General features: G+C 55.8%; 16 protein-coding genes. 6 read left to right on the forward strand and 10 right to left on the reverse strand.

The window, feature by feature from the left end:
• Window positions 1-124: 124 nt before the first annotated feature.
• The 3 genes from KHQ26_RS21110 to soxR form a co-directional block, all read right to left on the reverse strand.
• Window positions 125-1474, reverse strand: coding sequence for an NCS2 family permease (locus KHQ26_RS21110; RefSeq protein WP_002885079.1), 1350 nt, complete (start codon window positions 1472-1474; stop codon window positions 125-127).
• A gap of 388 nt (window positions 1475-1862) precedes the next feature.
• Entirely contained in the window at window positions 1863-2531 is a 669-nt protein-coding gene (locus tag KHQ26_RS21115; protein ID WP_002885078.1) for a glutathione S-transferase family protein, read from the reverse strand.
• Window positions 2532-2790: 259 nt separating this feature from the next.
• The gene (gene soxR, locus KHQ26_RS21120) at window positions 2791-3249 is read right to left on the reverse strand and encodes a redox-sensitive transcriptional activator SoxR (RefSeq protein WP_002885077.1); all 459 of its coding nucleotides are present in this window, start codon (window positions 3247-3249) and stop codon (window positions 2791-2793) included.
• Window positions 3250-3333: 84 nt separating this feature from the next.
• Between soxR and soxS the strand changes: the two genes are divergently transcribed.
• A complete protein-coding gene (gene soxS / locus KHQ26_RS21125) occupies window positions 3334-3663 on the forward strand; it encodes a superoxide response transcriptional regulator SoxS (RefSeq protein WP_004151738.1) in 330 nt (109 codons plus the stop codon).
• Here soxS and KHQ26_RS21130 read toward each other — a convergent pair.
• Complete coding sequence (locus KHQ26_RS21130; RefSeq protein WP_020803550.1) at window positions 3648-5252, reverse strand: EAL domain-containing protein; 1605 nt, start codon at window positions 5250-5252, stop codon at window positions 3648-3650. The genes soxS and KHQ26_RS21130 overlap by 16 nt on opposite strands.
• A 506-nt stretch (window positions 5253-5758) precedes the next feature.
• Between KHQ26_RS21130 and KHQ26_RS21135 the strand changes: the two genes are divergently transcribed.
• A complete protein-coding gene (locus tag KHQ26_RS21135) occupies window positions 5759-6040 on the forward strand; it encodes a YjcB family protein (RefSeq protein WP_002885064.1) in 282 nt (93 codons plus the stop codon).
• Window positions 6041-6086: 46 nt separating this feature from the next.
• Here KHQ26_RS21135 and KHQ26_RS21140 read toward each other — a convergent pair whose 3' ends face one another.
• Genes KHQ26_RS21140 through KHQ26_RS21155 form a run of 4 tightly spaced genes read right to left on the reverse strand, consistent with a single transcriptional unit; the run spans window position 6087 to window position 10035 of the window.
• A complete protein-coding gene (locus KHQ26_RS21140) occupies window positions 6087-6944 on the reverse strand; it encodes an ABC transporter permease (protein ID WP_004186517.1) in 858 nt (285 codons plus the stop codon).
• A complete protein-coding gene (locus KHQ26_RS21145; protein ID WP_004177833.1) occupies window positions 6941-7774 on the reverse strand; it encodes an ABC transporter permease in 834 nt (277 codons plus the stop codon). Before KHQ26_RS21145 ends, KHQ26_RS21140 begins: the two co-directional genes overlap by 4 nt.
• A 60-nt stretch (window positions 7775-7834) precedes the next feature.
• A complete protein-coding gene (locus KHQ26_RS21150; RefSeq protein WP_004177835.1) occupies window positions 7835-8974 on the reverse strand; it encodes an extracellular solute-binding protein in 1140 nt (379 codons plus the stop codon).
• Between the two features lie 29 nt (window positions 8975-9003).
• Entirely contained in the window at window positions 9004-10035 is a 1032-nt protein-coding gene (locus KHQ26_RS21155) for an ABC transporter ATP-binding protein (RefSeq protein WP_004177837.1), read from the reverse strand.
• A 163-nt stretch (window positions 10036-10198) separates the two neighbouring features.
• On the opposite strand from KHQ26_RS21155, the gene KHQ26_RS21160 reads away from it, so the two are divergent.
• The 3 genes from KHQ26_RS21160 to KHQ26_RS21170 are packed head-to-tail and all read left to right on the forward strand — an operon-like array spanning window position 10199 to window position 12751.
• Entirely contained in the window at window positions 10199-10969 is a 771-nt protein-coding gene (locus KHQ26_RS21160) for an MBL fold metallo-hydrolase (protein ID WP_002885048.1), read from the forward strand.
• Complete coding sequence (locus KHQ26_RS21165) at window positions 10966-11979, forward strand: LacI family DNA-binding transcriptional regulator (RefSeq protein WP_002885046.1); 1014 nt, start codon at window positions 10966-10968, stop codon at window positions 11977-11979. Before KHQ26_RS21160 ends, KHQ26_RS21165 begins: the two co-directional genes overlap by 4 nt.
• Window positions 11980-11989: 10 nt before the next feature.
• Window positions 11990-12751, forward strand: a complete 762-nt coding sequence (locus tag KHQ26_RS21170) for an inositol monophosphatase family protein (RefSeq protein ID WP_029496971.1) — start codon at window positions 11990-11992, stop codon at window positions 12749-12751.
• Window positions 12752-12789: 38 nt separating this feature from the next.
• Here KHQ26_RS21170 and iraM read toward each other — a convergent pair whose 3' ends face one another.
• Together iraM and bamA are read right to left on the reverse strand one after the other, a co-directional pair.
• The gene (gene iraM, locus KHQ26_RS21175; protein WP_002885039.1) at window positions 12790-13143 is read right to left on the reverse strand and encodes an anti-adapter protein IraM; all 354 of its coding nucleotides are present in this window, start codon (window positions 13141-13143) and stop codon (window positions 12790-12792) included.
• Between the two features lie 551 nt (window positions 13144-13694).
• On the reverse strand, window positions 13695-16118 hold the full coding sequence (bamA, locus tag KHQ26_RS21180; protein WP_004186501.1) for an outer membrane protein assembly factor BamA: 2424 nt from the start codon (window positions 16116-16118) through the stop codon (window positions 13695-13697).
• Between the two features lie 21 nt (window positions 16119-16139).
• Here bamA and KHQ26_RS21185 point away from each other — a divergent pair, with 21 nt between their 5' ends.
• Complete coding sequence (locus tag KHQ26_RS21185; RefSeq protein ID WP_004872949.1) at window positions 16140-16370, forward strand: potassium:proton antiporter; 231 nt, start codon at window positions 16140-16142, stop codon at window positions 16368-16370.
• Window positions 16371-16478: the final 108 nt, after the last annotated feature.

Raw genomic sequence — 16478 nt, forward strand, 5'->3', positions numbered from 1 at the left:
CTTTTATACCTGTAAGGCGTCGTGCCTGTGAATCATACGCTACCCAGATTAACGCAAATGGAAACAGGATGTGGCTTAAAAATAAAACGGGCGGCCTGAGCCGCCCGTGAGGAGCACGAAGGGTTTAAATCGCCCAGCCGCCGGCGTAGAACACCACCAGCGCCACAGCGATAATCACCGTGCCGAGGTTCAGTTTGCGCCACTCGCCGGAGACCAGACGGCCAATAACCAGGGTCGCGAAACCGATCATGATGCCCGTCACGATGTTACAGGTCAGCACGATAAACACCGCGGTGATCAGGCCAGCCATCGCGTCAACAAAGTCATTGAAATCGATTTTCGCCACGTTGCTCAGCATCAGCAGGCCAACGTACATCAGCGCCGGCGCGGTCGCGTAGGCCGGCACCAGATAAGAGAGCGGGGAGAGGAACAGGATCAGCAGGAACAGGACACCGACCGTCACCGCGGTCAGACCGGTTTTACCACCGGCCGCGGTACCCGCCGCCGATTCGATATAAACCGCCGCCGGCGCCGCCCCGACTAAACCGGAGAAGACGCTGCTCAGGGAGTCGGTGGTCAGCGCTTTACCGCCGTTGATGATCTGTCCGTCCTTATCCAGCAGGTTCGCCTGGCCAGCCACTGCGCGGATGGTACCGGTGGCGTCAAAGACCGCCGTCATCACCAGCGCCAGCACGCTTGGCAGCACGACCGGGTTGAGCGCGCCGACGATATCCAGGCTGCCGATCAGGGAATTACCCTGGCCATCGCTCAGGGATGGCATAGCGAAAATGCCGGAGAAATGGACGTTGGGATCGAAAATCAGGCCGACAATCGACACGCCGATAATGGTCAGCAGAATGCCGCCCGGCACCTTCATTTTTTCCAGACCAATGATCACCGCGAGGCCAATCAGCGACATCACCACCGGGAAACTGTCAAAGTTGCCCAACGCCACCGGCAAACCGTCCAGCGGGTTTTTGATCACCAGACCAACGCCGTTGGCGGCGATCAGCAGCAGGAACAGGCCAATGCCGATCCCGGTACCGTGCGCCACGCCCTGCGGCAGGTTACGCAAGATCCAGCTGCGGATGCCGGTTGCCGAGATCACCGTAAACAGGACCCCCATCAGGAATACTGCGCCGAGGGCTACCGGAATACTGATCTGCTGCCCCAGCACCAGGCTGAAGGCGGTGAACGCGGTCAACGAGATAGCGCAACCGATCGCCATCGGCAGATTCGCCCATAATCCCATCGCCAGCGAGCCAACGCCCGCTACCAGACAGGTCGAGACAAACACCGCGGCCGGCGGGAAGCCCGCTTTACCGAGCATGCCCGGCACCACGATGACGGAGTACACCATCGCCAGAAAGGTAGTAAGACCTGCAACAATCTCCTGACGCACGGTGCTGCCGCGCGCCGAAATTTTAAACCAGGCGTCCAATGAACCGCCGGTACGCGCTGAAGGCGTAGACATAGAAAACTTCCCCTGAAAATTTTTATCGTTCGTTGATATGCGTGGTGGACCGTCCACTGCCAGTTAAACGCGATCTCCATGTACCGAATCGCAGCGCCAGGGGGGCCGCAAAAAAGCAAACGTTTAACTCCGCGCATACACTACGGTGGTCAACCTTATCGCCTCCCCCGGACAGCAGAAAAAAGGGGGAGCGAAACAGAAAGGCAAACGATTATCCGGCCTTTAGATAACCCTTTTCAACCGATGTTTATCATATTTCGCTAAATTTCGCTTATGACGAACAGAAAATGACCAGCCGATGCGCAAACGTTATCGTCCATGCGCAATCCGCTAACAATTTTTTAGTGAGTTGCTTTCATTTATCGACGTCATCGGATCCGCTGATATCTCAGGCGCCGGGTAAGGTGAAGGGGCCGCCGCGCTCGATGGCGCGTTGCCAGGCCGGTCGCTGTTCCACTCGCTGACGCCAGGCCTCGATATGGACGAGGTCATGCATGCCGCCGCGCGCCAACAATGCCATCACCGGGAAGCTCATCTGGATATCGGCCATGCTCAGCCGCTCGCCAGCGAACCATGGCCGTGCGGCAAGATGGTCGTCAATGAACCGCGCATGGGTGGCCAGCTGCGGATCGAGCCACGTTTTCTGTATCCCCTTGCCCAGCAGCGAACCCAGCGAGCGAACGCCAAAGGGCACAGGGGGTTTGCCAAGGCTGGCGAACACCAGCTTCATTAACAGCAGCGGCATCAGCGAGCCTTCGGCATAGTGCAGCCAGAAGCGGTACTGCAGTTTGTCGTCAATTCCCTGCGGCTTCAACAACCCGCCGCTGTCCCAGGTTTCCTGCAAATACTCGAGGATCGCCCCGGACTCCGCCAGCACATAGCCGTTGTCTTCCAGTACCGGTGATTTGCCCAACGGATGGATTTTTTTCAGCGCCGCCGGCGCCAGCATCGTTTTCTCCCGCTGATAGCGGACTATCTGATAAGGCAGCTGCAGCTCTTCCAGTGCCCACAGTACGCGTTGCGATCGTGATTGATTAAGATGATGTACCGTCAGCATGAGCCTCTCCCGTAGTTTGTTCAAATTAACTATAGGAACAGGCGCTCATTGCCGGGAAAATTTCAGCAAAATAGTGAGGAAAAAGCGACGGCAGATGCCATAGTTAAAGTGTCGACGCAAACCGGAACCTCCATCAACAGATTGCGCAATACTGAGGGACGTCGACGTCGGGGGAAACCCTCTCGCGAACCAGCGAGATAATGCGAAAGACCAAGACCGGAAAACAACTAAAGCGCCCAGTTGTGGCGCTTTAGTTTTATCACTCGTCTTCCAGCAGCCGGGCGCCGGTTCCCTCTTCCCCCAGTTTATCGCCAGGGTTGCGCAGCGGGCAGTCGCGTCGCGATAAACAGCCGCAGCCGATACAGCCGTCGAGCTGGTCGCGTAGCGCCGTCAGGGTATGAATGCGCCGATCCAGCTCCTCACGCCACTGCGATGACAGCATCTTCCACTCTTTTGCGCTGAGATTGTGCCCTTCCGGCAGCACGCCAAACGCGTCGCCGATAGTGGCCAGCGGGATGCCAATACGTTGCGCAATTTTGATAATCGCCACCGCGCGCAGAACGTCACGCCGGTAGCGCCGCTGATTGCCGGCATTCCGCTGACTGTGGATCAATCCTTTACTCTCATAAAAATGGAGGGCCGAGACCGCCACGCCGGTTCGTTTTGCCACTTCTCCAGGCGTCAACAGCATTTTGATGCGGGGTGATTTCTTTTCCATAAAGCGCTTTACCTCAAGTTAACTTGAGGAATTATACTCGCCTGCAGACAAAACGACGAATCGAGAATTGAGAGAGGCCGCTTTATGTCCCATCAGGATATTATTCAAACTTTGATTGAATGGATTGATGAACATATCGATCAACCACTTAACATTGATATAGTCGCCAGAAAGTCAGGATACTCGAAGTGGTACCTGCAGCGGATGTTCCGTACCGTGATGCATCAGACGCTGGGGGACTATATTCGCCAGCGCCGCCTGCTGCTGGCGGCGGAAGCGTTGCGAACCACCCAGCGGCCGATCTTTGATATCGCCATGGATCTGGGCTACGTCTCGCAGCAAACCTTCTCCCGGGTGTTCCGCCGCGAGTTTGACCGCACTCCCAGCGACTATCGCCATCAGATCTCCGCGTGACGCGGCGGCTGAGGCACGTTCGCGGGCGCGGGAGCATTGGCTAACCACTGCATAAACTCCCGCGCCGGCATCGCTTTCGCAAACAGCCAGCCCTGGCAATACTGTACGCCGCGCTTGTAGAGCCAGCTTACCTGCTCCGGCGTCTCCACGCCTTCTGCAATCGTCTTTAACCGCAACCCGCGCGCCATCTCGATGATATGCTCAGCAATCAGGTGGCTGGTGTTGTTGGTGGTGAGCGTATCGACGAAGGTTTTATCGATTTTGAGGATATCGACGTTCAGCGCGTGCAGATTATGCAGATTCGAGTAGCCGGTGCCGAAATCGTCGATGGCAATTTCATAGCCTGCTTCGCGGAACGCCTGGATCACCGGCGTGGTCTTCGGTACGTCGATAAACCCGCGCTCGGTCACTTCGATTTTGATTTGTCCGATACAGACCGCGTAGCTGTGCGCTTTCTCACTGATCTGTGAAATCAGCCGCGCCGAATGGAAATCCGACGCAGAGAGATTGATGGCTATATACAACTGTGGATGGCTGGCCAGAAACTCACCCATTTCATAAAACAGTTCATCCACCACGTAGTCCGTGACCTGGGCAATCATGCCTTCATTTTCCGCCAGCGGAATAAACTCCGCCGGGTTCATCACCGGACCGTCAAACCCAGGCCAGCGCAGCAGCGCTTCCGCCCCAACGCAGCGGTTATTTTTAATATCGATAATCGGCTGGTAGTGCAGGCGCAGCTGGCGGCAGCTCAGAGCCCGCTGCAGCATATTGCGCGGCGAGTGATACTGTCGGCGGGTGCGCGACCACACCAGCACCAGTAAAATACTGCAAATTATCCCCAGCGGCAGCGTCAGACTGGCCTGGTCACAAAAGTTGTGATAGTAGCTGGCCCGCGAGGTGGACATAATGACGGCGATGGGGCGAATAGCGGAGCGGGCGATCGTATACACCCGGCCATTCTGATTAAAAAAGGTATCGCCTTCGCGAATTAACGCATGGAGTTCCGCGGGCTCGACATTGTTACTTACCGAGAAAAAGAGGTTGGTTTTGGTATCGAAAACGCCATAGGCTAAATCGCGGTCGCTGGCGATCACCGAGCTGTACGAGAAGGGATTAACCACCACAACATAGGGCCCCTTCTGCATATAATTCATGGCAAAGCCCGGATAAAACGGCGTGTCCCGGTAATAGTAAATCGCGACATCCGGCTTTTTGGTGTAATTAGCCGCCTGCATCCGCCAGCCGGTTTGCTGATGAACGGACGTTGAACAGATAAAGCGCTGGCCGTTAGCGTAGATCAGATCTTCCACATACAGCAGGCCGCGCACAATATGCAGTAAATAACGCTGGTGCTCCGCTGAACACAACTCACCGCGATACTGGCTGGCTTTAGCCCGAGCCTGATCCGCTTCCCGGATGACCATTTCCGTTTTTTGCAGCGCCAACTGCGAAAATGAGTGTAATTGATCAATGGTTTCGGCTTTAGCCCGCAGCTGGGCAAACCACAATGCCAGCACCACTGGCAATAAAATAACCAAACCTGTTCCGATGAGTCTTAGCGCCTTATGCGGCGCACTGTCACCCATTTACGCTTACATCCATGCGATATGCCTTAATTAAGGTAGCCCGAACACGTTAGCAATCGCGATTGCGATAGACATCAGCTGACATCCGACAGCCCTCACGAGCGTCAGTTTTACCTCTGATGGTGATGAATAATACTTATTTATCAGGTATTCGGAAGATATTCCGGCAAGATTAAGAATAGACGCGCATCTGACTCGGTTTCTCCGTGTAATAAACAAGAACAGGTAATAAAACCCGCAGAATAATAATCATTAGGCAGTGAATGAAAATATGCTTCCCGGGGTTGCCCACCAATATCCACACAAACTTCATAGTTATTAAACGCAGCAAAAGCTCATTTTTTGACTGGTGAATAAAGCGCCAAGTGTGATATAGTTCACACAAGTTGATGAAACAGAAATGGCGTTTCATCACTCTCTAGTACGCCAGTTGAGACCAGAGCGCTATGCCATCGTCAGTCGCGCCAGGTCGTCCATGGCTCCCGACTTTCTTTGAGGATAGGTTAATGGCTTCCATTACTACCAGTGTCGTATTATTGCGCTGGCCCCTGGTGAGCGCGGTGCTGATGTTTCTCGCCAGCTCACTGAATATTCAGCTTCGCAAAAGCGATTACGCCGGTCTGGCGGTGATCTGCAGCTGCCTCGGCCTGGCCGCCGCCTGCTGGTTCGCCACCGGTTTGCTCGGTATCACCCTGCTCGATATTGCCAAAATCTGGGGCAATATCAAAGATGTGATGATTGAAGTCATGAGTCAGACACCGCCAGAATGGCCGATGATGATGACCTGAGGTTAAAAAGCTTCCCGACGGGAAGCTTTTTCGTTTTCTGCAGCCCTTATTTCCCTAATTTGGCCATCATCTCCGGACGCATAAATTTATGGATCACCACCATAAAGAGCAGCGATGGGGCCAGCAAAATCAGCGCGGTAATCGACGAGACCTGATAGTTACCCGACATGCTGGCGTTATAGAGCAGCAGCGGCAGCGTGGTGATATCCGGCGCCCCGACGAAGAAAGTGCCGGTAAACTCATCCAGCGACTCCAGAAAAACAAAGATGCTGGCGGCGACGATCCCCGGCGCCGCCTGCGGCAGCACAATGTGCCAGAAGGTATACACCGGCCCGGCGCCCAGGTTACGCGATGCCCGCGCCAGCAGCGGGTCGATGGCTGAAAACGCGGCTACACAGATCCACACCGAATACATCAGGCCGTGAACGCTATGCACCAGCACCACCCCTGCGATACTGCCGTTCAATCCCCACTGATAAAACAATCGGGCAACATTCATGTATACCGTCAGGTTAGGAAAGGCCTGCGGGATAAGAAATAGCAGCATGAACAGCATCCGTAATGGCATTTTCCGCCGGGAAAGCGCATAGCCGGCGGGTACGGAAATCAGCAAACAGACCCCCACCGATAACAGAGCGATCAGCACGCTGGTTAACAGCGAGCTGGAGACATCGCTGTATGGATTGAAAACCTGATACCAGTACTTCAGCCCCCACCGACTGGGCAGCGAATGGGGAAAATACCAGCTTTCCGCTACGGTCCAGATCAACAGGTTCAGCAGCGGACCAAACATCGCCAGCAGCATAAACAGCAGCAGCAGGGTCTGCAGCACCGGACTGGCGCGCACTTTACGGCGCCCTTTCACCCACCATGCCGGGGTTGATACGAGGGCCAGCGCTTTCATGATTCACCGCCTTTTTGCTGCAGGCTGTGGCGCAGGTAAAACCACGACAGCGCGCCGCAGATCGCCAGCGACACCACGCCAAGCGCATTCGCCACCGCGTAATCACCATAGGAATTGACGCGAAATGCCATATCCACGGTTAGCATCGTCGGGGTCCCCACGCCGATCATCAACGGTACCGACAGCACCGACATCATGGTCACCGTCGACAGCACCAGCGCCACGCCGATAGTCGGCAGGACCTGCGGCAGCATGATATCGAACAGGATCCGCGGCCGGGAGGCGCCAAGATTACGTGCAGCAAGGATCTGCGACGACTCCAGCGCCGCCATCGCCCCGCAGATCAGCAGCGTGGCAAAGGCCAGTTGCTTCCAGACAAAGGTGATCACTATCCCTTTCCATCCCAGCCAGGAGAGCGTCTCCAGCGGCGTGACCAGGTCGGCCGCCACCAGCGCATTGTTCATCAGGCCATTTTTGGCGAGAAAAGTGCGCATCATCTGGGCAACAACGATAAAAGGAATAAACAGCGGCAGGCGATACAAAAAACCCAGCAAACGCACAACGGGTCGGCAGGGTGACAGCGCAATCACTGCCGACAGGGTAATGGCGAGCAGCGCTAACAGCGCCACTGAGATCAGCACGATAAGCAGCGAAAAGAGCACATCGCTGGCGTAGAGCGCATAGACCTTGCGGAAGTGATCGAGGGTGAACGGCTGTCCCGGCGCGGTAAACGCCGAGACCAGCGAAAACCCCAGCGGATACAAAAACAGGATCGCGATCATCAGCGCCGCCGGGGCAACCAGCAGCAGATATTTTAATGAACTGGACATAATAAACCTGGCGTCAGCACAAGCAAGCGCCCGGGACGGCGGCCCGGGCTGGAAAAAGGTTTAATTAGCCACCTGGCTTTCGTAACCCTCTTTGATATCGTCAAAGTAGGGGGCGATCGGGAAGCTTTTGCCATACTTCGCCAGCGCTTCCGGCGAGATTTCGGCAAACAGCTTTTGCCAGGTCGCCGCATCCAGCTTCGGCTTCACCTGCCCGGCGTCGATGCCCGGATACCAGTTGAACTGCTTGACGATCCCCTGCGCCTGCACTTCCGGGCTGGTGGCCAGCGCGATAAAGTCGCGCGCCAGCTGCGGATTCGCCGCCTTCGCCGGGATGACGTAATACATCGGCTGGCCCGGCATGCCCGGCGCCAGTAAAGCAAGCTTGATCGACGGCGGCAGCTTGCCCTGATCTTTCCAGCTATAGAACATATCGACCCACACCGGGCCCATGGCGATTTCCCCCCGGCTCAGCATATCGAGCGTCCCGGCGTTGCCCGGGGTGAAAGTTACGTTTTTATTGAACGCCTTTAGCTTCTCATAGGCCTGCTGCCAGCCTTTTTCGACGCTTTTATCATAGGGCCCGGCGGAGAGACGCTGGGCGTCGGTCCCGTAGGCGTAGATCCAGCCCACCACAAAGCTGACGCCGGACATGCCATTCTTGATGCCGTTATAGCCAAAAGCCTGCGGGTGTTTCTGCGTCCAGGCCACCAGCTCGTCATACGACGCCGGCGGGGTAGTGACCAGATCGCTGTTCCAGGCGATAGCGGTCTGGCTTAAGAACATCGGCATCACGTATCCGTCAACGTTAACGCCCAGCGCCTGGGTGGCGCTCGGCGAACTCACCATGCCGCCGGTCTGAATATCCTGACGGTATTTTTGCAGCAATCCCTTTGCCACCTGCTCACCGCCCGCCTTCTGGTGCACTACCGCGACGTCGATATCCCACTGCTGCGCGCCGCTCTCCTGCTGGGCCGTTAGCTTCTCGCTAATTTTATTCGACCCGGCGTCGCCGGGGCCGGTACCGATCACCCGCACCTTGACGCCGGGATGAGCGGCTTCAAATTTTGGCCCCAGCCAGGTTTTTACATAATCCACCATATTCTGATCGCCCGCGGTGGCGACGTTGAGAATGGTGTCGGCCTGTGCGCCAAGGCTCAGGAAGAGGGTCGTTACGATCGCTGCTTTCGTCTTAGTCAACATGGATTGTCCCCAGAATGAACACGCTGATATCACTGTGATAGTGGTAAAGGAAAAATATGCAGGGCCGGCGTTGGCACATGGAGCCGAACGCGGCTTTTTGTCGGCCAGCACTGCGCGGCATCCGCCAGCAGCAGGCGGTCATGGCAGCGCACGCTGTGACGATACAGATTGCCCAGAAACGCGCTTTGCTCCACCACGCCTTCCAGAGCCAGCCCCTCCTGCGGCGCAGGCTGCGTTAATTCAGCGAGCGCGGCATCGGCGCTGCGAAAATAAATAACGTTGTCACCCTGCTGAGCGGCAGATAAACCGGATATTGCGGCAGCGGATAATTCACCGGAAATTATTTTATTATCGGCCCCCATAAAATCAGCGACGAAGGGCGTCGCGGGGCGTTGATATATTTCTTCCGGCGTGCCGGTTTGTTCAATACGCCCCTGATTTAATACCGCAATGCGGTCCGCCATCACTAAGGCTTCCTGCTGATCGTGGGTGACAATTAATGACGTGAACCCCAGTCTCTTTTGCAGAGATTTAATTTCATGGCGCACATTCAGGCGCACTTTGGCATCCAGATTAGATAACGGCTCATCCAACACCAGCACCTGGGGCTCTATGGCCAGGGCTCTCGCCAGCGCCACCCGCTGCCGCTGGCCGCCCGACAGTTCGGTCACTTTCACCTCGCCAAGCCCTTCGAGATTGACTATTCGCAGCAGCTCCGCCACCCGCCGCGCGATATCCGCCCCGCGCCATTTGCGCAGCTTCAGGCCATAGCCGATATTGCGCGCTACCGTCAGGTGCGGCCACAGGGCGTAGCTTTGAAATACCATGGTGATATTGCGCTGCTCCGGCGCAAGATGAGTGATCGTTCGGCTGGCAATAGCCACCTCGCCGCTTTGCACCGGAATAAAGCCGCAGAGGGCGTTCAGCAGCGTGGTTTTTCCGCATCCCGACGGGCCCAGTAGAGCAATCATCTCTCCCTGCTCTACCGCCAGATCGATATTATGTAAAACCACCTTATCGCCATAACTAATTTTAAGGCCGGAGATCTGTAAATAACTCATATTCGCTACCTGAAAGCGCTGCTGCGGCATTTTTTTTAGCAAGGTGAACACGTGTTCATTTGGCTGTAAAAAAAATGCAACGTTGACTCGACATGATATGAGCCTACTTTGTCGGGTATTTATGACAATTTAATTAAGCGGCAAAAAATTTTGGCGAGGGTAAATGAAAATAGATGTGCTTGGCTGCGGGAGCGCCTTTTCCTGCACGCAAAATACCTCCGCGCTGCGGGTGATCGATGCGGACAACAAACAGTGGTTAATCGACTGCGGCCCCACCGTTCCCCGCGCGCTCTGGCAGCGCGGCGGCGAGGTCAACGATATCGACGCGATCTACTTCACCCACGTTCACCCGGACCACTGCACCGGCCTGACGGCGCTACTGAACCACTGGAAAAGTTATTCCCGTCAGAAGCCAGTCATTATCTACTGCCAGCCGGCGCAGCAGCCGGTGCTCATGCAGCTGGCCGCGCTGGCGAACTGGCCGCAGGCGGACCTTGGTTTCACCATCGACTGGCAGGAATGCCGCGAAGCCTGGACGTGGCAGGACTGGCAGATCCGCACTGCCCCCACCCAGCATGAGCTGAGTAATCGCGCCATCCGCATCACCATTGCCGGGCAGACGCTGTTTTACAGCGGCGATGGCCGACCGACCGCCGACTCGATAGCCCTGATGGCCGGCGCCGGGCTGGCGTTTCAGGAGTGCGCCTCGGTAGCAGCCCTGGACGATGACGCCTCGCATGGCGATTTCCCCTCCTGCCTGATGCTGTTCAGAACGCTGCAGCTCCCGGCGATGGGGCTCTATCACTGCGAGGATGCTTCTCTGTCGGCGCTAAAGCAGGCCTGTCAGCCGTGGCCGGGCTTATTCGTTTCCCGGGATGGACTCACCTTAACGCTGCCGCGTCCCACGCCCACTGACGAGACGTACCTCCTATGAACCCACGCAAACCCAGCGTCACCGCCCAGGATGTTGCCCGGAGAGCGGGCGTCTCCCGGGCAGTGGTGTCCCGGGCGTTGAGCAACAACGGCAGCATCTCTCCCGACGCCCGGGCGCGGGTACTGCGCGCCGCCGAAGAGCTGGGGTATCAGGTTAACTTCCTCGCCCAGGGGCTGAACCGCCAGCGCAGCCACTTAATCGGCGTGATCGTCTCGCGCATCAGCGATCCTTTTCGCAGTACCCTGCTTGATGCGCTGCTTAACGAGATCCAGCGCCAAGGCTTTCAGGCGCTGGTGAGCGAGATCCACAGCGAGCAGGATCTGGCGCAGACCTTGCGCCGTTTCGCTCAGTTTCGCGTCTCCGGCGTTATCGTCACCTCCGGCCAGCCGCCGGAGGCGCTGGTGAACGAGTGCGTCCAGCAGCATATTCCGGTCGTGGGCATTAATCGCCAGCCGACAATCCCCGGCGTGGATTACGTTTGTTCTGACAACGCCGCCGGCGCCGAACTGGCCGCCGACCAGCTGCTGCGCAGCGGCTGTCAGCGCTTTGGCTGGCTCAACCACCATCCTTCCACCTGGGCCGGCCGCATGCGCGGGGAAGCGTTCGGCCGGGCGCTGCAAACGCGCGGAGTGGACGTCGAACGCCACCTGGCGATCCTCGCCTGTCAGCAAGAAGGTTACGCGGGCGGGTTACAGGCTGCAGCGCTCGCCGACGAGGCGCTGGAGGGGATCTTCTGCGCCAACGCCCAGCTTGCCTGTGGCTTTCTCGATGGAATGCGCCAGCGCGGCAGAGAGGCTCCGGCGGATTTTCAGCTGATTGGTTTTGATAACACGCCGACGACCGCGCAATATAGCTATCAGCTCACCACGCTACATCAGGATGTGGCGGCGATCGCCCGCCAGGCGCTCGCCCGGCTTCTGGAGCGCGCCGCCGACCCTTCGCAACCTTCACGCACCACCTGGGTGGAGGTAACCTTAATTCACCGGCGCACGTCGCCCTTTGTTATCTGAGAGCAGGACTATGACGGAAGCACAACGAGAGTCATTATGCGCCTTGATTCGCCAGGCAGGCGCCCACGCCCAGGCGCTGCGCGATGCGGGATTACAGGTCGATAAAAAAGCGCGCCAGGACTTTGTGTCGCAGGCGGATCTCGCGGTAGAACAAGAGATTAAAGGCTGGCTGCAGGCCCACTTTCCCGAGGAGGGTTTCCTCGGCGAGGAGAGCGGTTTTGAAGGCGACGACCAGACCGTCTGGGTGCTGGATCCTGTCGATGGCACCACCAACTTTATCCTCGGCATGGATTACTGGTGCATCTCACTGGCGCGAGTGTGCCAGGGCGAGCTGTCGCTCGGCATCATTTACGCCCCCGATCGCGATGAATTTTTCTTCGCCGCCCGCGGCGAAGGCGCGTATCTCAACGGTCGGCGCCTGACGCTACGCGAGCCGGAGCCCGATGCGGTGGTGATCGGCATGGGGCGCTCCAGCCGGGCCCCGGCCAGCGACTACGCCCGGGCCATCGACACGCTGCTCGACGCCGGTCTGGAGTATCGCCGTTTTGGCGCGGGCGCCCTGATGCTGGCGCATGTCGCCGCCGGTCAGCTCCACGCCTATTATGAAGTGCATATGAACAGCTGGGATGCGCTGGCAGGCATGCTATTGATTGAGGAGGCGGGCGGAACGTGCAATGCGTTTCTCGCCAATGCGGGCCTGCGGCGAGGCAACCTCGTGCTGGCCGGCTGCGCAAGCGTCCAGCCTCGACTGGCCGCCCTGCTGGCGAAATGACGCCACGCCGCCGGTGTCTGACCGGCGGCGTGGACTGGCTAACGCCAGGGTTCACTGCGGGGAATATTATTCGGGCAACGCTTAATCGTGCAAAAGGACTGGTAAAAACAGGAGTCAGACCGCTCGCCACCGGCATGGTAAGGGCACGATGGTCGCTCACGTAATTTTTCCCACTGCGCCTCGTCGTACACCGTAATATTATAGATTTTTAATGAATGATACTGGTCATTAATTAAAACTCTCGAGGAATAGAGTCTTATCGACTCACCGGGCAACAGGATTACATCAGCCTCGTACCACATGATAAATTTCAAGAAACGCAGACTGGATATAGCCGAGAAGGCGATACCAGATTGCGGGCAGATCAGGGTATTAAGAATAGTCCATTTCATATTCCTTCCTTATAAAGATGCTACAAATTATTACAATATATAGTGATAGCATTCATTGTTATAAATCGCAAGCGCCCCTGGCAATTATGTGATTTAAGACAATTCCTAACAACATACTCCATTATTAGTAACGTTTCATTTCCCTCTCTAAATTTATGGTTAGGCCTGATGAAAAACAGCCAAATTACCCTTAAAAAAGAAAATACAATAAAAAATAAGATAATATAAACTTAATTTACAATACGTCTTAGTCCCTCTGGATGAGGCCTCAGTCATTGGTATTAGATGATGCAGCACTGAGTATTACCCGCGGTTTGGCAAGAAGAGAGGATAGTAGCAGGCAGCTATTTATTGCGCGGTTACCTCGTCGTACGCCACCAGGTCCGCGAGGCCCTCAGACCGCGCTCGGGTAAATGTCGCGGGTGTCCCGCCAGATCGTATTCCTTAGCGATAATATCGACATAGCGGTTGAGTATATTCTGCTCAATCGCTATGTCGGAGGACAGTCCACAGAATATAGCCACGCCGGTCTATCAGGCCCCGTTGGAGCCCTACCAGGTTTTGCCGATATTAAACTGAAACTGTTCTGCTTTATCACCATCGTACTTTTTAAACGGCTCTGCCCAGGAGAAGACCAGTGGACCGAGGGGAGACATCCACTGCACGGCAATCCCCGCGGAGAGACGAATATGACTCGGATCGCCGTAGTCAGGGATCCCTGCCGCCAGCGTCTGCGCGGTGTTGTGCCAGGATGTACTCCAGACCGTCCCCGCGTCAACAAACAGCGAGGTTCGCAGACTATCGGCGTACTTATCATTCACAAAGGGGGTTGGAATGATAAATTCGCTGTTCAGCACCGCCATGGCATTCCCGCCGACCGCATCAGACGAGGCATCCAGCGGGCAGGCGCTATAGCTGCTTTCGCTACCGTTACAGCGGTAATAGGCCGCTTTAGGCCCAATGGTGTTAGAAGAAAATCCGCGCACTGACGACGAACCGCCAGCGTAAAAGTTATCGTAGAACGGCACACTTTTGCCGTCTAACCCGCCGGCATAGCCTGCGCGCAGGCGTTCCATCCAGACCCAGCGCTTGTTCTCGCTCAGCGGCAGATACTGGGCGGTGTCAAAAGAGAGTTTGTAGTAGCTATTATCCGAACCGGGGAGCGTCACTTTACCGCTCAGGCTGCTCTTGTTTCCCGCACGCGGGAAGAAGCCGCGATCGAGATCGTTGTAGCCCCATCCAAGACTCACAAAATAATCGTTGGCGCTATATTTTGCGCCGCTGTCGCCATCTTTCGTCACCACGCTGGGCTCGATTCCCCGAGAGCTGAGGTAGCGCCAGGTCGTCAGCTCCGGATCCATATTGGTCAGGCGATTATGGACATAATCCAGTCCCAGGTTCAGGGAGTTATTTTCGCTAATGGGAAACCCTAGCGTACTACCTAAACCATAGCTCTGCTGGTTATAGCTCCCGGCATCCGCATCAGAAGCATCATAGCTGTTATAAAAAATCTTTCCGCCCAGGCTGATGCCATCTACGGTAAACCACGGGTTCGTCGCCCCCAGTTCAAGATAAGACTGGTAGCTGTTGCGCGTCCCGTTGAAGCTAACGCTATTACCCGTTCCCAGCCAGTTATCCTGCGTCACGCCAAGCTGATAGCTCACGCCGCTGTCCGTACCAAATCCCAGGCCCACATTGAATGAGCCGGTGTTGCGCTCCTTCACCTTGTAGACCACATCGACCTGATCCGCCGTTCCATTGACCGGAACGATCTGCTGTTCAACGTTCTCAAAAAAACCCGTTCGATCAAGACGTACCTTCCCTTGATCGACTTTTTCGTTGTTGAGCCACGCCCCTTCCATTTGGCGCATTTCACGACGCAGCACCGCGTCCCGGGAGGTGTCGTTACCGGAAAAGCGGATCTGGCGTACCGAGTAGCGGCGGCCCGCGTTGACCTGAATATGCAGCACCACGCGGTGATGCGCATCATCGATTTCCGGCGTGGACGTCACCTGCGGCCAGGCATAACCATACTTACCAAAATGCTTTTTGATCTCATTTTCAACCGTGGTGACTTGCGCCCCGCTATACCATGCCCCCGCCAGCGGCTGGGCAAGCGCCTCGATCTCCGGCCCATGCTGAGCCAGATCGCCTGTCACCTGAGTTCGGTCGACCCGATAACGTTCGCCTTCATTGAGGGCGATAGTGATATACAGGGATTTTTTATCTGGGGTCATACTGACCTGCGTGGACTCGATAGCAAAGCGCGCATAGCCGCGATCGAGATAAAAACTGCGCAGCGTTTCCAGATCGGCTTCCAGCTTCTGCTTCTGGTATTTTTTATCGGCTACCACGTTCCACCACGGCACATTATCACGTAGCTGAAGCTGGTCCAGGAGCGTCTCTTCCCGAAACGCCTGATTACCGATAATGTTTATTTGTGCGATTTTCGCCGAGATGCCTTCCTGAAAGACGAACGTTAAGTCAACGCGATTACGCGGTAACGGGGTCACCACCGCGTGAACCTGCGCACTGTATTTTCCCGCGCTGTAATAGAAATCCTGCAACCCCTTTTCTATTTCGCTAAGCGAATTTCTGTCCAGTGCGCTACCTGCAGAAATACCGGATGCGGTGAGATTTTCCTTTAGCGCATCATCCTTCACTGCCTTATTCCCGGAAAAACTGACGCTGGCAATAGTGGGCCGTTCCTTAACCTGCACCACCAGCGTTTTCCCATCGCGCAGGATCTGCACATTTTCGAAATTGCCGCTCGCATACAGCGCGCGCACTGCCTCGCTGACATCTTCTGGCGTTACCGCATCTCCCGCGTGCAATGGCATACTTAATAGCGCCGCCCCGACGGTCACGCGCTGTAGCCCTTCAAAACGGATATCATCAACTTGATATGATGTTGCGGCATATAACGTTAAAGGGGTGATCAATAATCCGCTGATGATATGAGTCTTTTTTAACATGAATGTGTCGTCTACGAGATAATGAGCAATAGCAGTGTTCTGCTGGCGTTGAGCTTATTTGTTCAGGATGCATCTCTAAAATATGCGACAGAAAATAACCTGAGCGAGGCGCAGAATTACATGCAATTATGGCGACAAAATGGAGAAAAAATGGATATTAAAGCATCTTTAAAAATATATTTAATGATGGAACTTTTTCTCAGGCGCATGGTTCTAATGGCCAACACCAGTACTATATTTAGATTTACCTGAACGTTTTATTAATAAAAAGCCCCCTTTCTTATTAATGGAAAGGGGGAAGGATCTCGTTAGGAATGATGCTCTCTGGGATCACCAGGAACAGGGAGAAAAATAACCTGC

Source organism: Klebsiella sp. 10, from assembly GCF_018223925.1.
GTDB lineage: Bacteria > Pseudomonadota > Gammaproteobacteria > Enterobacterales > Enterobacteriaceae > Klebsiella > Klebsiella pneumoniae.

What these genes read in the sequence shown, in the direction of transcription:
- KHQ26_RS21110 (WP_002885079.1), bottom strand. Translation starts at nt 1,474, where the DNA reads ATGTCTACGCCTTCAGCGCGTACCGGCGGTTCATTGGACGCCTGGTTT.
- KHQ26_RS21115 (WP_002885078.1), bottom strand. Translation starts at nt 2,531, where the DNA reads ATGCTGACGGTACATCATCTTAATCAATCACGATCGCAACGCGTACTG.
- soxR (WP_002885077.1), bottom strand. Translation starts at nt 3,249, where the DNA reads ATGGAAAAGAAATCACCCCGCATCAAAATGCTGTTGACGCCTGGAGAA.
- soxS (WP_004151738.1), top strand. Translation starts at nt 3,334, where the DNA reads ATGTCCCATCAGGATATTATTCAAACTTTGATTGAATGGATTGATGAA.
- KHQ26_RS21130 (WP_020803550.1), bottom strand. Translation starts at nt 5,252, where the DNA reads ATGGGTGACAGTGCGCCGCATAAGGCGCTAAGACTCATCGGAACAGGT.
- KHQ26_RS21135 (WP_002885064.1), top strand. Translation starts at nt 5,759, where the DNA reads ATGGCTTCCATTACTACCAGTGTCGTATTATTGCGCTGGCCCCTGGTG.
- KHQ26_RS21140 (WP_004186517.1), bottom strand. Translation starts at nt 6,944, where the DNA reads ATGAAAGCGCTGGCCCTCGTATCAACCCCGGCATGGTGGGTGAAAGGG.
- KHQ26_RS21145 (WP_004177833.1), bottom strand. Translation starts at nt 7,774, where the DNA reads ATGTCCAGTTCATTAAAATATCTGCTGCTGGTTGCCCCGGCGGCGCTG.
- KHQ26_RS21150 (WP_004177835.1), bottom strand. Translation starts at nt 8,974, where the DNA reads ATGTTGACTAAGACGAAAGCAGCGATCGTAACGACCCTCTTCCTGAGC.
- KHQ26_RS21155 (WP_004177837.1), bottom strand. Translation starts at nt 10,035, where the DNA reads ATGAGTTATTTACAGATCTCCGGCCTTAAAATTAGTTATGGCGATAAG.
- KHQ26_RS21160 (WP_002885048.1), top strand. Translation starts at nt 10,199, where the DNA reads ATGAAAATAGATGTGCTTGGCTGCGGGAGCGCCTTTTCCTGCACGCAA.
- KHQ26_RS21165 (WP_002885046.1), top strand. Translation starts at nt 10,966, where the DNA reads ATGAACCCACGCAAACCCAGCGTCACCGCCCAGGATGTTGCCCGGAGA.
- KHQ26_RS21170 (WP_029496971.1), top strand. Translation starts at nt 11,990, where the DNA reads ATGACGGAAGCACAACGAGAGTCATTATGCGCCTTGATTCGCCAGGCA.
- iraM (WP_002885039.1), bottom strand. Translation starts at nt 13,143, where the DNA reads ATGAAATGGACTATTCTTAATACCCTGATCTGCCCGCAATCTGGTATC.
- bamA (WP_004186501.1), bottom strand. Translation starts at nt 16,118, where the DNA reads ATGTTAAAAAAGACTCATATCATCAGCGGATTATTGATCACCCCTTTA.
- KHQ26_RS21185 (WP_004872949.1), top strand. Translation starts at nt 16,140, where the DNA reads ATGAGCAATAGCAGTGTTCTGCTGGCGTTGAGCTTATTTGTTCAGGAT.